Annotated in this window: 25 protein-coding genes and 1 other annotated feature; of the genes, 22 read left to right on the top strand and 3 right to left on the bottom strand. The window is 45.0% G+C overall.

Annotation, left to right across the window (positions count from 1 at the left end):
* The coding region (locus tag P364_RS37565) for a BclA C-terminal domain-containing protein (RefSeq protein ID WP_024630699.1) at positions 1-667 on the top strand (667 nt) is incomplete at its 5' end.
* Positions 668-771: 104 nt separating this feature from the next.
* Here P364_RS37565 and serA read toward each other — a convergent pair.
* Positions 772-2,367, bottom strand: a complete 1,596-nt coding sequence (gene serA, locus P364_RS0113790) for a phosphoglycerate dehydrogenase (protein ID WP_024630698.1) — start codon at positions 2,365-2,367, stop codon at positions 772-774.
* Between the two features lie 199 nt (positions 2,368-2,566).
* Positions 2,567-2,797: a binding site (T-box leader), on the bottom strand.
* Positions 2,798-3,145: 348 nt separating this feature from the next.
* On the opposite strand from serA, the gene P364_RS0113780 reads away from it, so the two are divergent.
* Genes P364_RS0113780 through P364_RS0113770 form a run of 3 tightly spaced genes read left to right on the top strand, consistent with a single transcriptional unit; the run spans position 3,146 to position 5,000 of the window.
* The gene (locus P364_RS0113780; RefSeq protein WP_024630696.1) at positions 3,146-3,739 is read left to right on the top strand and encodes a type II CAAX endopeptidase family protein; all 594 of its coding nucleotides are present in this window, start codon (positions 3,146-3,148) and stop codon (positions 3,737-3,739) included.
* On the top strand, positions 3,736-4,188 hold the full coding sequence (locus P364_RS35320) for a hypothetical protein (RefSeq protein ID WP_024630695.1): 453 nt from the start codon (positions 3,736-3,738) through the stop codon (positions 4,186-4,188). Before P364_RS0113780 ends, P364_RS35320 begins: the two co-directional genes overlap by 4 nt.
* Complete coding sequence (locus P364_RS0113770) at positions 4,176-5,000, top strand: metallophosphoesterase (RefSeq protein ID WP_024630694.1); 825 nt, start codon at positions 4,176-4,178, stop codon at positions 4,998-5,000. The genes P364_RS35320 and P364_RS0113770 overlap by 13 nt, the downstream gene beginning before the upstream one ends.
* Before the next feature lie 95 nt (positions 5,001-5,095).
* Here the strand turns inward: P364_RS0113770 and P364_RS0113765 are convergent, their stop codons facing one another.
* On the bottom strand, positions 5,096-6,028 hold the full coding sequence (locus P364_RS0113765) for a polysaccharide deacetylase family protein (protein WP_024630693.1): 933 nt from the start codon (positions 6,026-6,028) through the stop codon (positions 5,096-5,098).
* Positions 6,029-6,122: 94 nt separating this feature from the next.
* Between P364_RS0113765 and P364_RS0113760 the strand changes: the two genes are divergently transcribed.
* The 18 genes from P364_RS0113760 (at position 6,123) to P364_RS0113675 (ending at position 19,416) form a co-directional block, all read left to right on the top strand.
* Positions 6,123-6,479 (top strand): hypothetical protein, encoded by a 357-nt coding sequence (locus tag P364_RS0113760; RefSeq protein ID WP_024630692.1) that lies wholly within the window; start codon positions 6,123-6,125, stop codon positions 6,477-6,479.
* Between the two features lie 187 nt (positions 6,480-6,666).
* Positions 6,667-7,281, top strand: a complete 615-nt coding sequence (locus P364_RS0113755; protein ID WP_024630691.1) for a genetic competence negative regulator — start codon at positions 6,667-6,669, stop codon at positions 7,279-7,281.
* A gap of 43 nt (positions 7,282-7,324) precedes the next feature.
* Positions 7,325-8,020: a glutamic-type intramembrane protease PrsW gene (gene prsW, locus P364_RS0113750; RefSeq protein ID WP_024630690.1), complete on the top strand. Its 696-nt coding sequence runs from the start codon at positions 7,325-7,327 to the stop codon at positions 8,018-8,020.
* Positions 8,021-8,138: 118 nt separating this feature from the next.
* Positions 8,139-8,309 carry a hypothetical protein gene (locus P364_RS37805; protein ID WP_167666101.1) on the top strand — a complete coding sequence of 57 codons (171 nt, stop codon included), beginning with the start codon at positions 8,139-8,141 and terminating at the stop codon, positions 8,307-8,309.
* A 122-nt stretch (positions 8,310-8,431) separates the two neighbouring features.
* Entirely contained in the window at positions 8,432-9,778 is a 1,347-nt protein-coding gene (ypeB, locus tag P364_RS0113740) for a germination protein YpeB (RefSeq protein WP_024630689.1), read from the top strand.
* Positions 9,779-9,932: 154 nt separating this feature from the next.
* Positions 9,933-10,586: a flagellar brake protein gene (locus P364_RS0113735; RefSeq protein ID WP_024630688.1), complete on the top strand. Its 654-nt coding sequence runs from the start codon at positions 9,933-9,935 to the stop codon at positions 10,584-10,586.
* Between the two features lie 68 nt (positions 10,587-10,654).
* Positions 10,655-10,870 carry a hypothetical protein gene (locus P364_RS0113730; protein ID WP_024630687.1) on the top strand — a complete coding sequence of 72 codons (216 nt, stop codon included), beginning with the start codon at positions 10,655-10,657 and terminating at the stop codon, positions 10,868-10,870.
* Positions 10,871-10,985: 115 nt separating this feature from the next.
* Entirely contained in the window at positions 10,986-11,690 is a 705-nt protein-coding gene (gene cmk, locus P364_RS0113725) for a (d)CMP kinase (RefSeq protein WP_024630686.1), read from the top strand.
* Entirely contained in the window at positions 11,687-12,274 is a 588-nt protein-coding gene (locus tag P364_RS0113720) for a lysophospholipid acyltransferase family protein (protein WP_024630685.1), read from the top strand. Before cmk ends, P364_RS0113720 begins: the two co-directional genes overlap by 4 nt.
* A gap of 145 nt (positions 12,275-12,419) precedes the next feature.
* Complete coding sequence (gene rpsA / locus P364_RS0113715; protein ID WP_024630684.1) at positions 12,420-13,634, top strand: 30S ribosomal protein S1; 1,215 nt, start codon at positions 12,420-12,422, stop codon at positions 13,632-13,634.
* A gap of 184 nt (positions 13,635-13,818) precedes the next feature.
* Positions 13,819-15,141: a ribosome biogenesis GTPase Der gene (gene der / locus P364_RS0113710; RefSeq protein ID WP_024630683.1), complete on the top strand. Its 1,323-nt coding sequence runs from the start codon at positions 13,819-13,821 to the stop codon at positions 15,139-15,141.
* A gap of 11 nt (positions 15,142-15,152) precedes the next feature.
* Positions 15,153-15,776 carry a glycerol-3-phosphate 1-O-acyltransferase PlsY gene (gene plsY / locus P364_RS0113705; protein WP_024630682.1) on the top strand — a complete coding sequence of 208 codons (624 nt, stop codon included), beginning with the start codon at positions 15,153-15,155 and terminating at the stop codon, positions 15,774-15,776.
* A complete protein-coding gene (locus P364_RS0113700) occupies positions 15,769-16,809 on the top strand; it encodes an NAD(P)H-dependent glycerol-3-phosphate dehydrogenase (protein ID WP_024630681.1) in 1,041 nt (346 codons plus the stop codon). Before plsY ends, P364_RS0113700 begins: the two co-directional genes overlap by 8 nt.
* Positions 16,810-16,909: 100 nt before the next feature.
* On the top strand, positions 16,910-17,185 hold the full coding sequence (locus P364_RS0113695) for a stage VI sporulation protein F (protein ID WP_024630680.1): 276 nt from the start codon (positions 16,910-16,912) through the stop codon (positions 17,183-17,185).
* Positions 17,186-17,356: 171 nt separating this feature from the next.
* Positions 17,357-17,536: a DUF2768 family protein gene (locus P364_RS0113690; RefSeq protein WP_024630679.1), complete on the top strand. Its 180-nt coding sequence runs from the start codon at positions 17,357-17,359 to the stop codon at positions 17,534-17,536.
* Positions 17,537-17,618: 82 nt separating this feature from the next.
* Positions 17,619-18,236, top strand: coding sequence for a hypothetical protein (locus P364_RS0113685; RefSeq protein WP_024630678.1), 618 nt, complete (start codon positions 17,619-17,621; stop codon positions 18,234-18,236).
* Between the two features lie 18 nt (positions 18,237-18,254).
* Positions 18,255-18,608 carry a 2Fe-2S iron-sulfur cluster-binding protein gene (locus tag P364_RS0113680; RefSeq protein ID WP_024630677.1) on the top strand — a complete coding sequence of 118 codons (354 nt, stop codon included), beginning with the start codon at positions 18,255-18,257 and terminating at the stop codon, positions 18,606-18,608.
* Positions 18,609-18,642: 34 nt separating this feature from the next.
* Positions 18,643-19,416 carry a hypothetical protein gene (locus P364_RS0113675; protein WP_024630676.1) on the top strand — a complete coding sequence of 258 codons (774 nt, stop codon included), beginning with the start codon at positions 18,643-18,645 and terminating at the stop codon, positions 19,414-19,416.
* A gap of 146 nt (positions 19,417-19,562) precedes the next feature.
* Here the strand turns inward: P364_RS0113675 and P364_RS0113670 are convergent, their stop codons facing one another.
* Positions 19,563-19,883: a tautomerase family protein gene (locus P364_RS0113670; RefSeq protein ID WP_024630675.1), complete on the bottom strand. Its 321-nt coding sequence runs from the start codon at positions 19,881-19,883 to the stop codon at positions 19,563-19,565.
* Positions 19,884-20,040 lie beyond the last annotated feature (157 nt).

Here is a 20,040-nt window from a genome sequence, read left to right as displayed (position 1 = left end):
AACGGGAAGCACTGGAGTCATTGGGGATACCGGAGATACAGGAGCAACGGGAGTCACAGGCGTAACCGGAGATACAGGAGCAACGGGAGTTACGGGAGCTACTGGTGTGAGTGTAACGGGAAGTACAGGAGTCACCGGAGAGACTGGAGTTACTGGAAATACAGGAGCACTGGGAGTCACGGGGGCTACTGGTGTCAGTGTAACGGGAAGCACTGGAGCCACTGGAGATACAGGTGCAACGGGAGCAACCGGAGCAACCGGAACTTCTGTAACTTCGAATTCGGCATTTGCTGAGAACACAAGTGGTACCATTGTTGTAATTTTGGGTGGAACATTGATTCCATTGCCGAATAACCAAAATATAGGCACTGGCATAACCGTCAATGGAACGAATGATACCTTCACTCTTGCCAATGCAGGGCGCTACTATATCTCTTATAAAATAAATCTGACAGCCGCACTTGCTATTCAATCCCGTATTTTACTTAACGGGACAGCTATTCCAGCGAGTGTTGTATCCCCAGTACTCTCTCTCAGTCAGTTGCAATCAGACTTTATTGTGACGGTTACAGCCGGATCTACTATCCAGTTCCAATTATTTGGGCTTGTTGCTACAGCTATCCTTTCTCCACCAGGGGCTACTATAAACATTATTCAATTAGCTTAATGCATGAATTACGCTCTTAAAAAGTAATTTTTGAGTTACAAAGAAGAGACGAACCCGATAAGGTTCGCCTCTTCTTTTTGTCTTATAAGTGTATAATCCGGCAATTAATTCAAAACGATTTCAACAGCAGTATTGATTTCTGGAAGGGCTGCAAGTTGCACAAGCACGTCTTTTGGAACTTCCTTGTCAACAGTCAAAATCATGATAGCAGCTCCACCAATGATTTTACGTCCAACCTGCATGGAGGCGATGTTAACTTCATTTTCTCCAAGCAATGTCCCAACACGTCCGATGATACCCGGTTTATCATTATGCGAAATCAAAATTTGATGACTTTCCGGAGCAATATCCACTGGGAATTTGTCCAGACGTACGATTCGCTCTCCGTAACCAGCAAGAAGTGTGCCCGCAACACGACGCTCTTCAGCATCCTGAGTCGTTACAAGTGTAACGGTAATGAGATTGGTAAACCCTTTAGTGGTCGATGTTTGGCTAACCACTACGTTGAGATCCCGCACTTTAGCTAAATGCATGGAGTTGACAATATTGGCTTCCCCGCCTAAATGTCTTGCCAGAATACCTTTTACAATGTAACGAGTCAAAGGAGAAGTATCCACTTCAGACAGATCTCCAGCATAGTCGATCCGAATTTCCTGAACCGCATTTTGAGTGATCTGAGCTGCAAAACTACCCAGTGTTTCGCCCAGTTTAAAATACGGCTGCAGTTTGTTCATTACAGTTGGGGCTACTGCAGGCATGTTAACCGCGTTTTTGAACGGTTCATTGCGAAGGATATGCAGGACTTGCTCGGATACGTCGATCGCTACATTTTCTTGTGCTTCTACTGTGGATGCACCAAGGTGAGGCGTGACAATAATGCTAGGATGATTTAGGAAAGGGTGATCAGCAGCTGGTGGCTCGCTCTCGAATACGTCGAAGGCTGCACCGGCAACGATACCTTCATCAATGGCTTCAACAAGTGCCATTTCGTCAACAACTCCACCGCGGGCACAGTTAATAATACGCATGCCTTTTTTCATCACTTCGAATTGTGGGCGGGAAATCATATGGTGTGTCTCAGGTGTTAATGGTGTGTGAACGGTCATGAAATCAGCATTGCGAATGATATCATCCACACTAGCTAACTTAACTTGAAGTTTCTCCGCACGGTCTTGAGTGAGGAACGGGTCATAAGCCAGAATATCCATTCCGAATGCTTTGGCACGTTTAGCTACTTCGCTACCGATCCGTCCCATACCGAGCACACCCAGCGTTTTATTTCTTAACTCCACACCCAGGAAGGTTTTACGATCCCAAGTACCTTGAATGGTTTTGGCATATGCCTGAGGAATATGTCGTGCCAGTGCCATCATCATGGCAAATGTATGTTCACATGTCGTAATCGTATTACCGTCAGGGGCGTTAATAACAATGATACCGCGTTGGGTAGCAGCTTCCAAATCAATGTTATCTACACCTACACCAGCACGTCCGATGACTTTGAGGTTTGTACCTGCCGTCATAATACGATCCGTTACACGAGTCTGACTTCGAACCAGAAGGGCATCATAATCGCCGATAATTGCAATAAGCTCATCTTCGCTAAGACCTGTTTTCTTCTCAACTACAACATCATTTGCATCCACCAGTTGCTGAATTCCCAGATCACTAATGGGGTCCGACACTAACACTTTGTACATGGTTTCTTCCTCCTTAGGTATGTGTATCTATATCGTCAAGGTTTCACCTCACGAAAGAGGCATTCCTTAAAACCGTTGGAACTCTTCCTCCCAACAACGCGGTGTCGCAGCAGAGGAGGAAGGTGTAGCAAATAGGGCAATTCCACGTCTGTACTTTAAAATAAATCAAAAAACTCTCAATCCACATACTGCTTGCGCAATAAGGGACGAGAGTTGTCGTGGTACCACCCTAATTCACCGCCGTTTCGCAACGACAGTCTTAGCGGTCAATGAAGACCGAAGAGGATAACGGGTCTAAACCGATTGCACCTACTCCAATTTCAATGCAATAACTCAGGAGCGCTCAAGATCATCTGCCTGCCACCGATTTGCACCATCCATCGGCTCTCTGTAAGACAAAGCAACGTCTTTTTTCCATCATCGTGTTTAACGTGACTAATTTTTTCATAATGTATCATGGCTGACATGAGCATGTCAATAGGCTTAAATGTTTTAATTCGATTTACTATTATATCATTTCCTTCAGTGGCAAAGGAAGCATACAAATATTAAGAATGGAGCTCCCTAATGGATATAAATAGCTCGATTAGAAGCTGTTTTACGAATTAGATTTTAATGCATTAATGAAATAACGCATTTGATAAAGCTTCGCTTAAAAAACGGGACTTGGGGCAGGCCTTGAACCAATTTGGTTTTTTGGCTATCATTTAGTATACTATCCGATTGGACAACGAACTTGTTATCCATCAAATATAAGTCAAGAGGACAGACACAGGCGATGAAAAAATTAAAGTTTCCCAAGTTCAAGATTCAGAAGGCTGAACCACAGCAACTTACCGAGCGTTTGCTTCTGATCAATCTATACTTTACACAAGGGTTAACTTTGATCATTGGGGTTGTATGGATTTTATTGCAGAAGAGAAATCTGTTTGATGTGCTTGCTTGGCCTGACAGTTACCATTTTATTTGGTGGGGCCTTGGTCTGGCTGGCATTATGCTTGTTATGGACCTGGTTCTTTCTTATGTTATTCCTCAAGAAAGTATGGACGATGGGGGAATTAACGAGATGCTGTTCCGTCAGCGTCCGATCTGGCATATTGTATGCATAGCAGCCATCGTTGCTGTTTGTGAAGAATTGTTATTTCGCGGAGCCATACAGTATGCGTTAGGTCCTTACTGGACAAGTATTTTATTTGCGGTCATTCATATTCGCTATCTGCGGCATTGGATTCCGACGGGTTGGGTATTTGTCTCAAGTTATGGATTGGGTTGGATTTATATGCAATCCGGCACATTATGGGCGCCTATTTTATGTCATTTCATTATTGATTTGGTGTCTGGATTAGCGATACGTTTTCGGAGGGGATCATGAATCAGCAATTAAGTAGAATGAAAACTTACGGCAGTCAGCGCCATCGTAACTCAGATAAGACAGAGACATCTGAGCGTCCTGAAGCTTCTCAAACAAATCTGGTCGTTGAATCAGCTGCCGCCGCAGAGGTAGGAGAACTTACACCGATTACCTCTGTTTCTATACCAAGATCACAACGCAAGTCTTATACATCATCGCTGGAAAGTCCGGTACTTCCCCGGCGGGCACCAGCACGTGCCAATAAAGAACAAAAGCCAACAGAAGAATCCGTTTCCGAAGCGGGCTCACTTCCTACACGGACGGAGCTTCATCCTTCTCGCCGTTTACGGCTCAGTAAACGATTTGTGAATTCACTCATTTTTATATTTGTTTTGCTCACAATCAGTCTGGTTTGGTGGGGAATAAAAGGAGCGCCTCCTCTGAATACTTTTCTTCCATGGCCATGGTAATGCTGGCCTGGGTCGTTGCTGTTTTATTGGCCGGGATTGCATTGCTCGTTCATATGTGGAGGGAGGCCCATCTTCACCACATTGTTACAGAAGAGGTTGAAGTGCCGAATTTACCGTCTTCTTTTGATGGAAGCAAAATACTGTATATATCTGATATTCATAAACGCAAGCTGAAAAACAATGATCTGGAACACCTTCGAAATCAGGTGGACTGGGTTATCATTGGGGGAGATGTGGCAGAAAAGGGAATCTCATGGCCCATCGTCAGACATAATATGAGCTTGTTATCATATATTGCACCTGCGTATACTGTGTATGGAAACCATGATAAAAGAGCAGGAATTGCGCAGCTCGAACGTATATTTCGAGATACACGCGTTCAACTTTTACAAGATTCAACCGCCTATCTTCATAAAGGCAAAAGCAAACTGTGCCTGGTCGGAGTTGATTATCGTTCACGGCGAGGGGATTCGCTTCTTGCTGAATTGGATACAAAAGATTGCAAGATTGCCATCGTGCACGACCCCTTACAGGCTCTTCACTTGAATGAACCTGTGGATCTGATATTGAGTGGTCACACCCACGGTGGACAATTGGTAATTCCGGGCGTCGGCCCCGTGTTTCTAAACAAAGCGTACCGCTCCGTGTCTAGCGGGTGGTTCTCTTTGAAACGTGATGATAAGGATAATGAGCAAGAAGGTAAAATGCTGGTTAGCAAAGGATATGGAACAAATCATTTGCCACTCAGACTTTGTTGTCCAGCAGAGATGCATATCATTACATTGAGAATGCTCTCAAATAAACAGCCTTGATCCGCACAGGATCAAGGCTGTTTGAGTTAACTTTGTATGTTGCTTCGGGTCAATTCCAGATTGGCCACTGAGACTACACCGATTGTAATTGAAATTCAGCGTGCTTCCAGTTCAATGGAGCGAGGGTCGACGAATGTGTAGCCTTTCTGTTCGAGTTTGGTTAACAACTCATCCAATGCTTCAACCGTCCAGGGCAACTCATGCATCAAAATATTACTCCCGGGATTTAATTGATCCAGCACATTCTGAATGACTTTCTCCGGTTTGTCTTTGGTGCTCTTATCCCAATCCAGTGAGCCATTGGACCATGTCATATATAACATGCCGTTATTTTTGACTGTAGCCTTCAGTGCATCATTTCCGGATCCGAACGGCGGGCGGAAGAACTGAGGCTCCACGCCAATCGTTTCTTTTACAATTTTTTGCACATCGGTTACCTGTTTGGCGGCTGCCGTAGTGGACATTTTTTTCAGATCTTCATGATCCCAGGCATGATTTCCTACAACCTGACCACGTTTATGAATGATCTCCAGCAACTCGGGATGACTTTTCACTCGGTATCCGTTAACAAAAAATATTGCTTTCGCGCCATGTTTATCCAATGTGTCGATTAATCCGGTAATCATTTTTTCTTCTTTAGGTCCATCATCAAATGTCAACAATACAACCTTGCTTTCGCTCGTTTTGGCGTTGGGTTTGATGTAATAATTGGCGTTCATGTGATACGTTTTTTCAATATTATCTTCGGTTGTTTGTCCGGAAGTGTTGTCATTTCCTTCCTTTTCTGTAGTGGACGTTTCGTCACGCCTAGGTGATTCTTGATCAGATGTTGAGTCCGTTGTGGACTGGGAATCAGTGGTTTGTGTTTCTTTTGTGCCAGTGGCAGTTGGCTCGTTAGATTGCTCCTGCATCGAATTAACCGATCCATTGCTGGACATCGTGGTTTCAGGCGTTGTTTCGTCCTTGGCTCCACACGCTGACAAGAGCATGCAAACGATCATAATTAAGGCGGTGGTGTGTCTAATCATGAGTTCAACTCGCTTTCCTGTATTTATGCGGAATGAGATGACGCGCTCCCGCAAACACTAGTTGTGATTTTAACATTAAAAGGAGGTTGGTGTAATGAAGGCGTCATCCTTTTTCTGGGGTGTTGTAATTGGTGTAGCAGCCACTTCTTGGCTGTCCAAAGGTAAAATGTCTATGCTGTCTTCCGGTTCATCCCGCAACATGATGAATCAGGCCAAACACAAAATGATGGAGATGACGTTCCCTGGTATGGACGGGTTCAGCTCCAAGTCAAACGAACAAAGCGGAGATTCCCACAAAAGTACGCATAAAAAAACGGCAAAACCGATTACTCCGCAGGAAAAAGAAGAGAACATGAACATGCTTAAAGATTTTATTCGCACCAATCCGGATGTTAAACATGAAGTTGAGCAAATCTTAACTCAAACAAACACAACAGTACCGGGTTTATAAACAAAAACTTCCCATTAGAATCATCCACAGTCTTGTTTTGATGTGGAATGATTCTTTTTTTGTCGATTTTACTTCGTGCATTTGGAGGTATAAAATGATAACATAACTACATAGATTTATTTTCAGCACATATTGTTTTGTGCTTCATAATCTGTTATAAGACTTGCTTATAAAGGGGAGATCCTGTATGAAAATAGAACGATTAAGTCACGATAAGATACGGATTTTCCTGACCTTTGACGATCTGAGCGAGCGCGGAATACAAAAGGAAGATATGTGGCAGGAAATACCTAGAGTTCATGAACTGTTCACTGAAATGATGGACCAGGCTTATTCCGAACTTGGATTTGATGCTACAGGTCCGCTTGCTGTCGAAGTATTCGCACTTCCCGCTCAAGGGATGGTTGTCATTGTTACCCGGGGGAAATATGATCCGCAACAATATGGTTCAGGTAATGAGGATGATCTGCCTGAAGAAGTATATGAGATGGAAGTTACACTGGAGCAAAGCGATTCCATCGTCTATGCATTCAAAGATTTTGAAGTGCTAATTGAGGCTGCACATATGTTGCGTCAGCACGTAACGGATGCTGGAAGACTCTATTCCTATAAAGACAAGTGGTTTTTGCATTTGGAACCGGATGACGTGGATTCCACCAAACACGCAGCGCTGATTGCACTGCTTGCTGAATTTGGTGAAGGGTCTTCAGTTACTCCAGCAGTCATGGAAGAGTATGGAAAGGTTGTTATGCCTGAGCAAGCGATTGAGGTTATTTGCACCCACTTCAAACGTCAGGATTAAGCTCTAGTTGTAATTGCGTTCTTAGTCAGAGGAGGGAATTTCGGTGCTTTTGTTTTCGGTTTTAGCGGCAGCAGTAGCTCCGGGTCTCGCCTTGTTAACATACTTTTATCTGAAAGACCGTTATGACTCTGAACCTCTTCACATGGTATTTCGAGTCTTTCTCATGGGAATTCTGATGGTATTACCTGTGATGATTATTCAGCGTGGCATGATGATCTGGCTTGGAGATAATCCTTATGTTGAAGCCATCCTCATTTCAGGTTGGGTTGAAGAGTTCGTCAAATGGTTTGTGATATACCATATTATCTATAACCATACTGAATTTGACGAGCCTTATGATGGGATTCTTTACTCCGTTGCTGTTTCACTCGGGTTTGCTACGGTTGAGAATGTGTTGTATGCCTTTGCGGGGAATGCTTCCGTCTCTGCCATGTTTATTCGTGCTTTGCTTCCTGTATCGGGTCACGCCATGTTTGCAGTAATTATGGGTTATTACATGGGGCGGGCCAAATTCACGGATGGCAAGAAAAAACGTTGGTTTCTTATGCTTTCACTCGTTTTGCCGTTCTTCTGGCATGCACTTTACGATGTCATTATGAATACCATGGTGAATCATTGGTTGTGGTTCATTGCGCCATTGATGGCGGGATTATGGTACGGAGCAATCGGCAAGATTACGAGGGCCAATAATCGTTCTCCTTTTCGTTTTGTGAAGCGTGAGGAAGAGATTAAATTATAAAAATACGGACACACTGGTGGACATGGAGCGCAACCTGCGCCTGATGCCCTGGTGTGTTTTTTTTGCTGCAACAATAAAAATTCCCGGGGAAAGACAAATAGAAACGGGGATAAGCGTGATGAGAATCAAAATTAAAATCAGATGCAAACAATGTGGAGAACGTTTTACACTGCGAGGCAAGAAGGAACGCGGAAGAATCGAGACCGGTTTTAAACAGTGTTTGTGTGACAATCGGGATCAGTTCGAAATTGAGGAAGATGGCGGTACAACCTGGGTTCAATTGAATTAAACTAACGGCTTGGAACCATTCGTAATAAGCCCGTCATTGGACAGACTGGAAATCGCATGCATAAGAGGTCTTTCTTCGATCCACAATAGAGGTAGTGGCTTAGAAGAAAGGAGACTCTATCGATGTATAAACGTTTAAGTTCAGTTATGTTTCCGATATTTGCAGTTCTGCTAATCGGTGCTCTCGTATGGGGATACCAAGAGAACCAGGAGAAAAATGCAATTCTGATCAAGGCAGAGAATCAATACCAGCGTGCTTTTCACGATTTATCATTTCATATGGACAAATTGCACTCGGAGATTGGGAATACACTGGCGGTTCATGCCACGTCCCAAGGGATGCATCGTAAAGGTCTGATGAACGTATGGCGACTTACCAGTGAAGCGCAAAATGAAATTAACCAATTGCCACTCACGATGCTGCCATTCAGTGAAACGGAGGAGTTTCTCTCCCGCATCTCCAACTTTGCTTACCAAGCGTCCATGCGTGATCTGACCAATGAACCTTTAAGTGAAAAGGAAATGGGTAACCTGAAAAAGCTGTATGCGAATTCATCCGAGATTACCAAAAATCTGCAAAATGTTCAGCAGAAAGTTATTTCGGACCGTTTGCGCTGGATGGATGCGGAGTCGGCTATGGCGACGGAACAGCAAACAATGGATAATACCATCGTGGATGGATTCCGGACGGTCAACAAAAAGGTACAGGAGTACCCTGAACTTGACTGGGGTCCTTCAGTCTCCAGCATTTATGCCAAACGTTCGGTGAAAAAGCTGGATGGCTTACCGATGACCAAAGAGCAGATCCAAACGAAAGCTGCCAAGTTTTCTGACGCCGAGCACAGTAAGATTCAAGTACAGGAAAATGGGAAAGGCACAGATTGGGAATCGTACACAGCCACGATTAATCAGTCCAAAGACAGTAAATTGATGATGGACTTTACACGTAATGGTGGTCTGCTCATCTCATACAGTGACACTCGTCCGATCGGGACAAAGAAAGTAACACGTAAAGATGCCATGTCAAAAGCGGATCAATTCCTTTCCAATAAGGGTTACAAAGATATGAAGGCGGTCAATTACGATGAGTTTGGCAATCTCGGTAACCTGACCTATGTGCGCAAACAAGGCGATACATTGATTTATCCGGAAAAAATGTCTGTTCGAGTAGGTCTCGATAACGGGGATGTTACCGGCTTCCAGGCAAGTGACTTCGTGTATGAGCATCAGAAGAAACGGGAGATTCCAAAAGCTACACTCACAGTTGAACAAGCCCGCAAAAAGCTGAATCCGGAATTCGAGGAGAGCTACGTTCGTAAGTCACTCATTAAGAATGATTACAGCAAAGAAGTTCTTTGTTACGAATTCGGCGGACGCATTAATGGCACGAAATATAGAATTTACATCAACGCCGATACAGGTATGGAAGAAGCTGTTGAGGAAATCAAACCGGTGAATGAGACCACATAACCTCCTGAAGTCAGCAGCTTGTTAAAAGGCAATTAGATTACGAAACAGACCACTAGTTGGTCTGTTTTTTGTTGTCCACTATGAGAAAGGTCATGGTATAATAGTCCTTGTACATATGATGCCAAGATAAAAAGCTAAGGTGGCGGTGAACAGCTTGTTTCCCAAAATAAATGAAGTTTTATACATCCAGATTGCCTCTGCAGATGAAAAAGAGGAAAGCAAAGAATATAAATCACGCATAGCGGATGTGGATGAGCATAGTTTCCTGATCGAAGTTCCGATGCAGCAGGGAAGCAGTCGGTTGAAAAGGTTGTTTATTGGTGAGGAATTGTCCATTTCTTATATTACGGAAGACGGGGTTCGTCATTATTTCAACACGTACGTTACCGGATTTGAAGAAGATGTGGTTCGTCTTGTACGAATTCGCAAACCTTTGCCGGATGACATTACCAAAATTCAACGTCGCAGTTTTCTGCGTGTTCATGCAAACCTTGAAATGGCTATACAGGGTGAAGATCTGACCCGAGCCGTGGGCTTGACTGAAGATATTGGCGGCGGTGGGTTGTCCATTTACGGTGAACCCAGTTTTCCTATTGCGGAAGGGCAAAAGCTGAAATGCTGGCTGCTTATTCCTTATCGTAATGCAGTGATTGAACATGCGAATTTTGAAGCCGAAGTGGTACGGATCAAAACACTGGAAACGGGCAGACAGTTGTGTATGTTAAAGTTTGTGCAGATTTCGGATTCGGAGCGGCAGAAGATCATCAAGTTTTGTTTTGAACGCCAATTGGATTATCGAACGAAATAAGAATCGTGATTGTCTGGATAAAAAGAGACAGTGGCGGGCACTGTAATGGAAAAACGGAGGTTCGGGTTGTGAACAATCTTCGCCATGCGTCCCGCAGATACGAGCGCCTATATTATGTATTGTCCAAGCGAATGGAGAGAAGGGCTCTGAAACTGATTACAGCTCTTCTCATTCTGCTTGTGATCTACCAGTTAATACTTCTTGTGCCTGATATGAAAAAAAATATGACCTCCATTGATCGTCTGGAAGGAACACCAATACAGATACAAAAGGTGCACGAATAATAGCATCACTGATTTGTCTGTTTTTGCATCCATGTGTATAGTGTGGTATAATTTTGACGATGCAGGCAATGCCTGTTTTTTTATTGAGGCTTATCGTTTGAGGAGGAATGCCCCGTTGGCAAGCCAGAACACATCAGAGAACGGGAAGATGAACGTTGCAATTGACGGACCTGCCGGTGCCGGGAAAAGCACGGTGGCCCGATTGGTTGCAGAGGCGCTCGCGTATATATACGTTGATACTGGCGCAATGTACCGTGCGGTAACCCTGCATATGCTTCGGAAAGGTATTTCACCGGAAGATGTGCCAGAGGTGCTTCAGGAAACCCAAAAGCTGGTCATTGATTTACAACCGGATCCCGACGGACAGAAAGTGTTCTGTAATGGGGAAGATGTAACCTCGGAAATCCGCTCCCGTGAAGTGACGGGAATCGTGTCCCGATATGCGCAAATCGAGGGGCTGCGTACGCAATTGGTGGATACACAGCGGCAAATGGCTTTGCGCAAGGGCGTCGTCATGGATGGACGCGATATCGGAACGACAGTATTGCCCGACGCGGAAGTGAAAATCTTCATGACTGCCAGTGTGGAAGAGCGTGCACTTCGCCGCTTCAAAGAACTGGACCCCTCAGAAGGACTGACGTTGCAGCAACTTGAGCGAGACATTGCCACCCGTGACAAATTGGATGAAAGTCGGGAAGTATCCCCGCTTCGTTGTGCTGAGGACGCTACCGTGCTCGATACAACTGAGATGAGCATCCATGAAGTGGTTGACAAAATCGTGTCTTATTGCACAATGGTCAGAGGAGAGATCGGTCTATGATTTACACATTTTGCAGCACATTACTGCGGATCATTTACACCATTCTTTTCCGCCTGGAGGCAGTTGGACGGGAGAACATCCCGAAAGAAGGCGGCGTACTTTTATGTTCCAATCATATCAGTAACTTTGATCCTCCAACGGTAGGTATCAAGATTAGCCGTCAGGTGCGCTTCATGGCTAAAAGTGAATTGTTTGATGTTCCGGTTTTCGGCCGAATTATCAAAGCCGTAGGCGCTTTCCCAGTTAAACGTGGAGGCGTCAGCAAGGAATCCATCAAGACCTCACTCAACATTTTGCGTGATGGTGAAGTGCTTGGCATTTTCCCTTCGGGAAGTCGACACAATGATGGAGGCATCGGCAAAAAAGGGGCAGCGAGCTTCGCTCTCCGAAGTGGTGCTACAGTTATTCCTGCTGCTATTATCGGTAACTACAAGGTTTTTCGTAAGATGAAAGTGGTCTATGGAGCACCAGTGAATTTGGACGAGTTCAAGGAAGATCCATCCGGCGATGCGCTGGAGAGAGCGACGGAGAAGATTATGTCCAAGATTAATGAAATGGTGCAGACAGGCGTGCCAAGCAAATAATGGCGTCGTCGTCAGACAGCTGAGTGCATGTTTCCATATTTTTGAGGGAAGCTAAAGATGTTCATTCAGTGATGAAAGTGTTTTGAACTCTGCTACAGGCAGGTTTGAATATAATGGGGTTTTTGAATTGAGGAGGGTATTTGACATGTCGGAAGAAATGAAAAATCAAGAAGCAACCCAAGATGAGTTGGATCAATTCGTTTCCTTGAAAAAAGGAGATACCGTAAAAGGAACCATCGTCAAATTGGAAGATAACCAAGCCTATGTGAGCATTGGATATAAATATGACGGTGTAATTCCAATTCGTGAACTGTCTTCTCTGCACGTAGACAGCGCGTCTGATGCAGTTGAAGTTGGACAAGAAGTTGAAGCTAAAGTACTTAGCATCGACGACGAGAAAGAAAAACTCGTTCTGTCCAAACGTGCAATCGACAGCGAAAACGCTTGGGATCAATTGCAAAAGCACTTTGAAGACCAAGACGTATTCGAAGTTGTTGTAGCTGACGTTGTTAAAGGCGGTCTGGTAGCAGACGTGGGCGTACGCGGATTTATCCCGGCTTCCATGGTAGAGCGCCATTTCGTTGAAGATTTCAGCGATTACAAAGGACGCACATTGCGTGTTAAAGTGAAAGAGATCGACCGTGAGAACAACAAAGTGATCCTTTCCCAAAAAGACGTACTTGAGCAAGAATTCGAAGCAAACAAAGTTAACGTTATGGCTGGTTTGCAAGAAGGCCAAGTGATCGAAGGTACGGTACAACGCTTGACTCAATTCGGTGCTTTCGTTGATGTAGGCGGAGTAGACGGATTGGTTCACGTATCCGAGCTGGCTTGGACACACGTTGACAAACCATCGGACGTTCTGTCTGAAGGCGATAAAGTAAACGTAAAAGTGCTGAAAGTTGATCCTGAAAAAGGTAAAATCAGCCTGAGCATGAAAGCTGTTCAACCAGGTCCTTGGGAAACAGCTGGCGACAAATTCAACTCTAGCGATATCGTAACAGGTGTTGTAAAACGTCTGGTTGACTTCGGTGCTTTTGTTGAAATCGCTCCTGGTGTTGAGGGACTTGTGCATATCTCGCAAATCTCCCACAAACATATTGGCACTCCGCACGAAGTGTTGAAAGAAGGACAAGAAGTTCAAGTTAAAATCTTGGACATGAACCCTTCTGAGCAACGTGTAAGCCTGAGCATCAAGGAAACTGAAGAAGCTCCTGCTCAAGCACAAAAATCAGAAAGACCAGCAAGAAACAATGCTCCACGTGAAGAAATCAACAACCCGAACGTTTCCATGAGCAATCAAGGTCTGAGCATCACGCTCGGCGAGCGCTTCGGTGACAAACTCAGCAAATTCAAATAAGTTATACATGCATGGTTCTTAGTTATATACTGCATATTTTGCTGAACAATAAAAGCAAGATCGGCGAGCCCCAGCGGGTTCGCCGATTGTTGTTATTGCGAGTATAACGGCATGAAACGTTAGCCAAGACAGGTGTTTTTTGCTATGATGAGTATCGTAAGTATGGACAGGAGGAGTGGAATGTATGGCAAGACCCGTTGTGGCAATTGTCGGGCGACCGAATGTGGGCAAATCCACCATTTTTAATCGGATCATCGGCGACAGATTAGCCATTGTGGAAGACAAGCCGGGCATTACCCGTGACCGTATCTACGGAATCGGCGAATGGAACGGTAAACCATTTAGCATTATCGATACAGGTGGTATCGAAATCGACGGCGAGGACGTCATTTTAAAATCAATCCGGATGCAGGCAGAGCTCGCCATTGAAGAAGCGGATGTTATTGTATTCATGTGTGATGCAAAAGCAGGGATTACGCAATCTGATGAAGAAGTCGCAGAGATGTTGTACCGCTCAGGTAAGCCTATCGTTGTAGCCGTTAACAAAGTGGATAATATCGGGCGTAGTGAGCTCATTTATGAGTTTTATGGATTTGGATTTGGTGATCCAATCGGAGTATCAGGAAGTCATGGTACAGGTGTAGGAGATTTGCTCGACGCCATCGTAGAGAAATTACCTGAACTTGAGGAAGAGACTTACGATGACGATGTCATTCGTGTAGCTCTGATCGGACGTCCTAACGTGGGTAAATCTTCATTGGTGAACGCCATTTTGGGCGAAGAACGTGTTATTGTCAGTGATGTTGCTGGAACAACGCGGGACGCTATTGATACACCGTTTGAAAAAGACGGCCAGCGTTATGTGCTGATCGACACAGCAGGTATGCGTAAACGTGGTAAAGTCTATGAAACCACGGAGAAATACAGCGTAATGCGTGCGATGCGTGCCATTGAGCGTGCAGATGTTGTTCTGATTGTTATTAATGGCGAAGAAGGCATTATTGAGCAGGACAAGCACATTGCGGGTTACGCATTCGAAGCAGGTAAAGCTTCTATGTTTGTTGTGAACAAATGGGACGTTGTCGAGAAGTCTGATAAAACAATGAATGAGTTTGAGAAAAAAATTCGGGATCATTTCCTGTTTATGACTTACGCTCCGGTTGTATTTTTGTCAGCCAAGACAAAACAACGCTTACAAAAATTGTTGCCTGTTGTGCAGCGTGTAGCACAGCAGCATTCTATGCGTGTTCAGACGCATCTGCTTAACGATGTCGTGTCTGATGCAGTGGCGATTAATCCGCCGCCAACAGATAAAGGACGCAGAATGAGAATTAACTATGTGACGCAGGTTGCCGTTAAACCTCCGACCATGGTTATCTTTGTAAACGATCCGGAATTGATGCACTTTTCTTATGAACGTTACCTGGAGAATAAAATTCGTGCAGCGTTTGATTTTGAAGGGACACCAATTCGTATATTTACTCGGAGGAAGTCCGACGAAGGTTAGGGGAGAAGTTTGTGATTTTACAAATCGCAGCGATTGTCCTGAGTTATCTGCTCGGTTCAATCAGCTTTAGTGTCCTCCTTGCAAAAGCACTACGGGGGATCGATATCCGTCAGCACGGAAGCGGAAATGCAGGAGCCACCAATACTTTGCGGATATTGGGAAAAGGGCCGGCAATTCTGGTACTGCTGCTGGATGTACTCAAAGGTATTGCGGCCGTTTGGATTGGGGTTTGGTTCAGCGACGGTTCCAATTGGAGTCCTGCACTTAGTGGTATAGCTGCTATTGCAGGACATAACTGGCCGCTGTACTTCCGTTTCCGTGGAGGAAAAGGAATCGCGACAGCAATCGGTGTGCTCGTGACTCTTGCACTTATTCCTGCGCTGTGCGCCGGGGTATTTGCCATCCTGTCCATCGTATTGACACGATATGTTTCACTGGGTTCCCTTATTTTTGTAGCTTTGACACCGCTCTTCATCCTTGTGTTACCCGGATATTCAATGAGTATCTTCTGGGGAAGTCTGATTATTTGTCTGTTTGCGTTCTGGAGACATCGTACCAATATTGCGAAGCTCGCCAAAGGACAGGAAAATAAATTGGGATCGAAAAACCCTGGAGGGGGAAAACGCGTTGTCTAAAAAAGTTGCTGTTCTGGTTGCGGGCAGTTGGGGTACTGCACTCGCCAGTGTATTGGCTGCCAATCAGCTGGATGTGATCATGTGGACACGTGGTGAAGACCAGGCCACAGAGATCAATACTAAACATACCAACCAACGCTTCCTTCCCGATGCAGAGCTGTCGCCCCGTATTCAGGCAACAACGGATATGGCAAAGGCAGTTGAAGGGGCTTCAGCTGTGTTAATTGTTGCTCCTTCATCGGCGATGCGTTCGGTTGCTCATCAGCTTAAGGCCCATTACAAACCGGAAATGTTAATCATTCATGCAACCAAGGGTTTCGAGACAGAAAGCCTGAAACGCATGTCCACGGTCATATCGGAAGAACTTGAATGTGAAGAGGGACGTGTCGTTGTACTTTCTGGTCCAAGCCATGCGGAAGAAGTGGTTAAGCGTTGCCCAACAACGGTTGTTGTGGCATCACTGGATAAAGCTTCTGCCGAGGCAGCCCAAGGTTTATTTATGAATGCTTATTTCCGTGTGTACACAAATCGAGATATGATCGGTGTAGAGCTGGCGGGAGCGTTCAAAAATATTATCGCGCTGGGAGCAGGTATGTCAGATGGCCTTAACTTTGGTGACAATGCCAAAGCTGCGCTGCTAACACGTGGGCTGGCCGAGATCACACGCATAGGTGTGGAGATGGGAGCGAATCCGCTCACGTTCTCCGGACTTGCAGGAATCGGCGATTTGGTCGTGACCGCGACGAGTCAGCATAGCCGTAACTGGAGAGCAGGTTCCTTGCTCGGTAAAGGCCAGAAGCTGGACGATGTTTTGAGTTCCATGGGCATGGTTGTGGAAGGCATTCGGACCACGCAGGCCGCCCACTTTATTTCTCAGAAATATGGTGTGCAAATGCCGATTGCAGATCAGCTTTATCACGTTCTTTTTCAAGAGAGACAGCCGCGGGATGCGGTTGAAGCATTGATGGGACGTGATCCGAAGACCGAAATGGAAGTCATGACGCTTGAAACCTGGGAGCAGTGGCATTCCTGATGGTCGCGTAGGCGGCTTTCCCGAAATGAGAAAGCTTATTCACCTTTTTTGCGGTACACTCATACTATACACATGAGTATTGCCGGAGGAGGGGAGACGAATGGCTAACAACATTTCCAAGGAAGCGCTGAAAGCGATCAACAAAAAAACAGGGAAATCGATTACGGAAGGTGCCGTCAAAAAATTGGCGAGTACAGTAAAACCGTCCACCATGCAGAATGAAGCTCAGTTGCGCCAACTGATCAAGCAAGTATCCGCCATGGCAAAAGTGCCGGTATCTGAGGATACAGTTCAGGATATCGTGAGTGCCGTCAAAAAAAGCGGATTAAACCCAAACAGTATGGAATCATTAATGAAAATGATGATGAAAAAATAATAGATCGCGCCTGTTCTGCAGGCGATCGAGTAAGACAAAAAGACGAGTCGGCATCTGCCGGCTTGCTTTTTGTCTTTTTTTTGGAAAGTGGAGCTATGTTTCGTGTTATAATAGTTGCAATTGTCACAGTGTCAGTGATGAATAACGGACTGAAGGGGAGAACTCTGGAATATGAACGCAATGGACAAGATGTGGCTGTCATTGGTCGCAATCCTCATTATGGGACTATCTGTATTCCTGATTACGTTTGCTCGTGCCAAAACGAAAGGAATTGTACGGGGAATTCTTTCGTTAATTGCTTTTCTCATTATGCTGATTGGCTTTTTCGGCGGAATAGCTTCTCTAACCTGATCTTTCTCGCCTGAGAGATAACATCCGCATAAACACATCATAAGAACTGACACAACGAAAACGGATGAAGGAAGGTGAGCCGATGAGGCCGCATGAAACGGAGGATCGGACAGGGCGCTATCCGGAATTACACGCGGCTTTGCTGGAGACGGCGAAAGCCTGGGATACAGAGCCTCATACATGGTTGCTTGGGGGCAGCTGTGGATTATTGCTCCAACAGGTGGAGTTACAGCAGGCTCCCAGAGATATTGACATTTACGCTGATATCACCGCGGCGAAGGTGCTGCATAAATCTGCGCCTGGATTGGTGATGGACGAGCCTGTGGTAGATAAGACTGGACCTTATGCCTCGCTGCTTAGTCATTATCAGGTAGGGACATGTGCGTTGGAGCTGGTTGGTGGTTTTGAAGTGTGGGCACGTAAAAGTTGGTACCGTATTGAAATTGAACATGTATTGGCCGAGTATGCACCTGAGGCGAAAGTGGGTTCGTACACATTGCGACTAATGCCGCTTGCGCATGAGCTGTTGTTCAATCTGATGAGAGGCCGAGCCGATCGGTATGAACCCATTGCAAGAGAGATTCGGAAGATACCCGAATTACATCAACCTCTAATGACTTTATTGGGGCAGCAAAATATATGGACAAGTCGATTCAGAGCAGAAGTGGAAGAGCTTGTTGGCTTCGAATGGCCTCAGTAGGTTGAGGGAGGAAGAGTTATGGATTACAATATTACTTTTTTACCACAAAATAAGACGATTCGGCTAAAGCAAGGGGTAACGCTGCTAAATGCTGCACGCCGTGCAGGGGTAAAGATAGCAACTCGTTGTGATGGAAAGGCAGCCTGCCTGATGTGTAAGGTGAAAGTAGATGCGGAATATTTTGCTGCGCTGCATCCACCAACAGATGCGGAGAAGCATAAGCTGGGTTCGCTGCTGGATGCAGGCATCCGGCTATCTTGTCAGGCGAAAGTGCGGGGATCCGTAACGGTTCATGTTCCGGAGGATCCCTTGAAGGCGGCGATTCGTAAACAACTAGAGCGTCAGCAGCAGGAAGAGGACGATTGGTTCTGAGAATACGGAGTGGAACGATTCAAGGAGGATACGGATGAACGTGAATATGACGAAGAACGTGAAGCCACGTGGGCAGAGGCGTCAGATGCAGAAGATGTCCTGTCTACTCGTATTCCTGTTGTTTGCTATGACAGCAACGGGGTGTATGTATCAATCTCAGAGTAATCCCGATCCCAAAGTAGCTTATAAGGAAAGTGTAAGCCGTATTCAAACTGCGGTAGAAGCGTTCCAACAGGATCAGGGGATTTTGCCGATGATCAATGCAGATATGGAAACACCTAAATATGAAAAATTCAGAGTCGATCTGTCCAAGCTGAAACAGCAGGGATATCTGGATGAAATACCCGGAACGGCGTTTGAAAGTGGTGGTAGCGCTTACTTTCTCATTCAGGATGAAGAAGTGAAGCCAACAATTAAAGTCATGGATCTTCAAACCGTGCAGAAAGTAAATGATGTTCAACGAATGGTTAATCAGTATAAGTCCGTACATAACAATCAACTGCCACGCGGGGAAGAACTGTATCCGGATCTATACGCTGTAGATATGGAACAAGCTGCACAGGCTGGTGCCCCAGCGGTTACGTTGAATAGTGTATATTCAGGTCAGGAACTGCCTTTCATGATGGATGACGAGGGCAATGTCTATGTGGATTATGCCTTTGACATTATGCAGGCTGTAGAGAAGTCAGAGAAGACTCCAACGAACGTGGAAGATATGCGTGAATTTTTGCTGGAGCATTCTTATTTTGTCCCTGTAAAATCGGTCGCCTACACGTGGCAGAACAACACTCCGATTGCAAAAAAATAATCATGAGGCATTTATTCGATTCGAATGCATGCAATCCAATGATTGGCCCTAAAAAAAGAGATATTCCGCATTACGGGATATCTCTTTCTTGTATGTTGGTTTAAAGTCACATCATATGGTCCGTAAGCTATACTCAGATAATTTGTTCAGACCTCCACTTTATAACTCAAGTTAAGTTCATCGCCAGGCAATCCTCGAATACCCCAATGACTGCGTGGTGTTTCAAATATGGTAATTTCCACATCATTGGGTGACAGCTTTAACTGTTCATTTATTCGAGTGAATAATTGCTGAATAAGCTCTTTTTTGACTTGATTTGTTCGGCCTTCGAACATGCTGATTTCAATTATGGTATATCCATTTGATCGATCGGCGGGAAAAAGAAAATCCGCTGTGTTCATGGGAAAATAACGATGAAACTTCTTGTTCTCAGCAAGGAACCGGCATAAAAGCTTTGGTACGCTCATAAAGTAGATTGAAATAAAGACGCGCAGTCCGAGAGCGGGGCGATTCTCTTAAGGTCACTACCTTGAGAAAAAAACAAAAAATACGCGTCATAATGCTGCATACGGATACATAAGATGATACTAGTCCAATTGCATGTACGAGTTAACGCCGCTTTCG

It is taken from the genome of Paenibacillus sp. MAEPY2, from assembly GCF_000499205.1.
Classification (GTDB): domain Bacteria; phylum Bacillota; class Bacilli; order Paenibacillales; family Paenibacillaceae; genus Paenibacillus; species Paenibacillus vandeheii.
The sequence above is the reverse complement of the archived record's forward strand: the minus strand, read 5'-3'. Positions and strand labels throughout refer to the sequence as shown.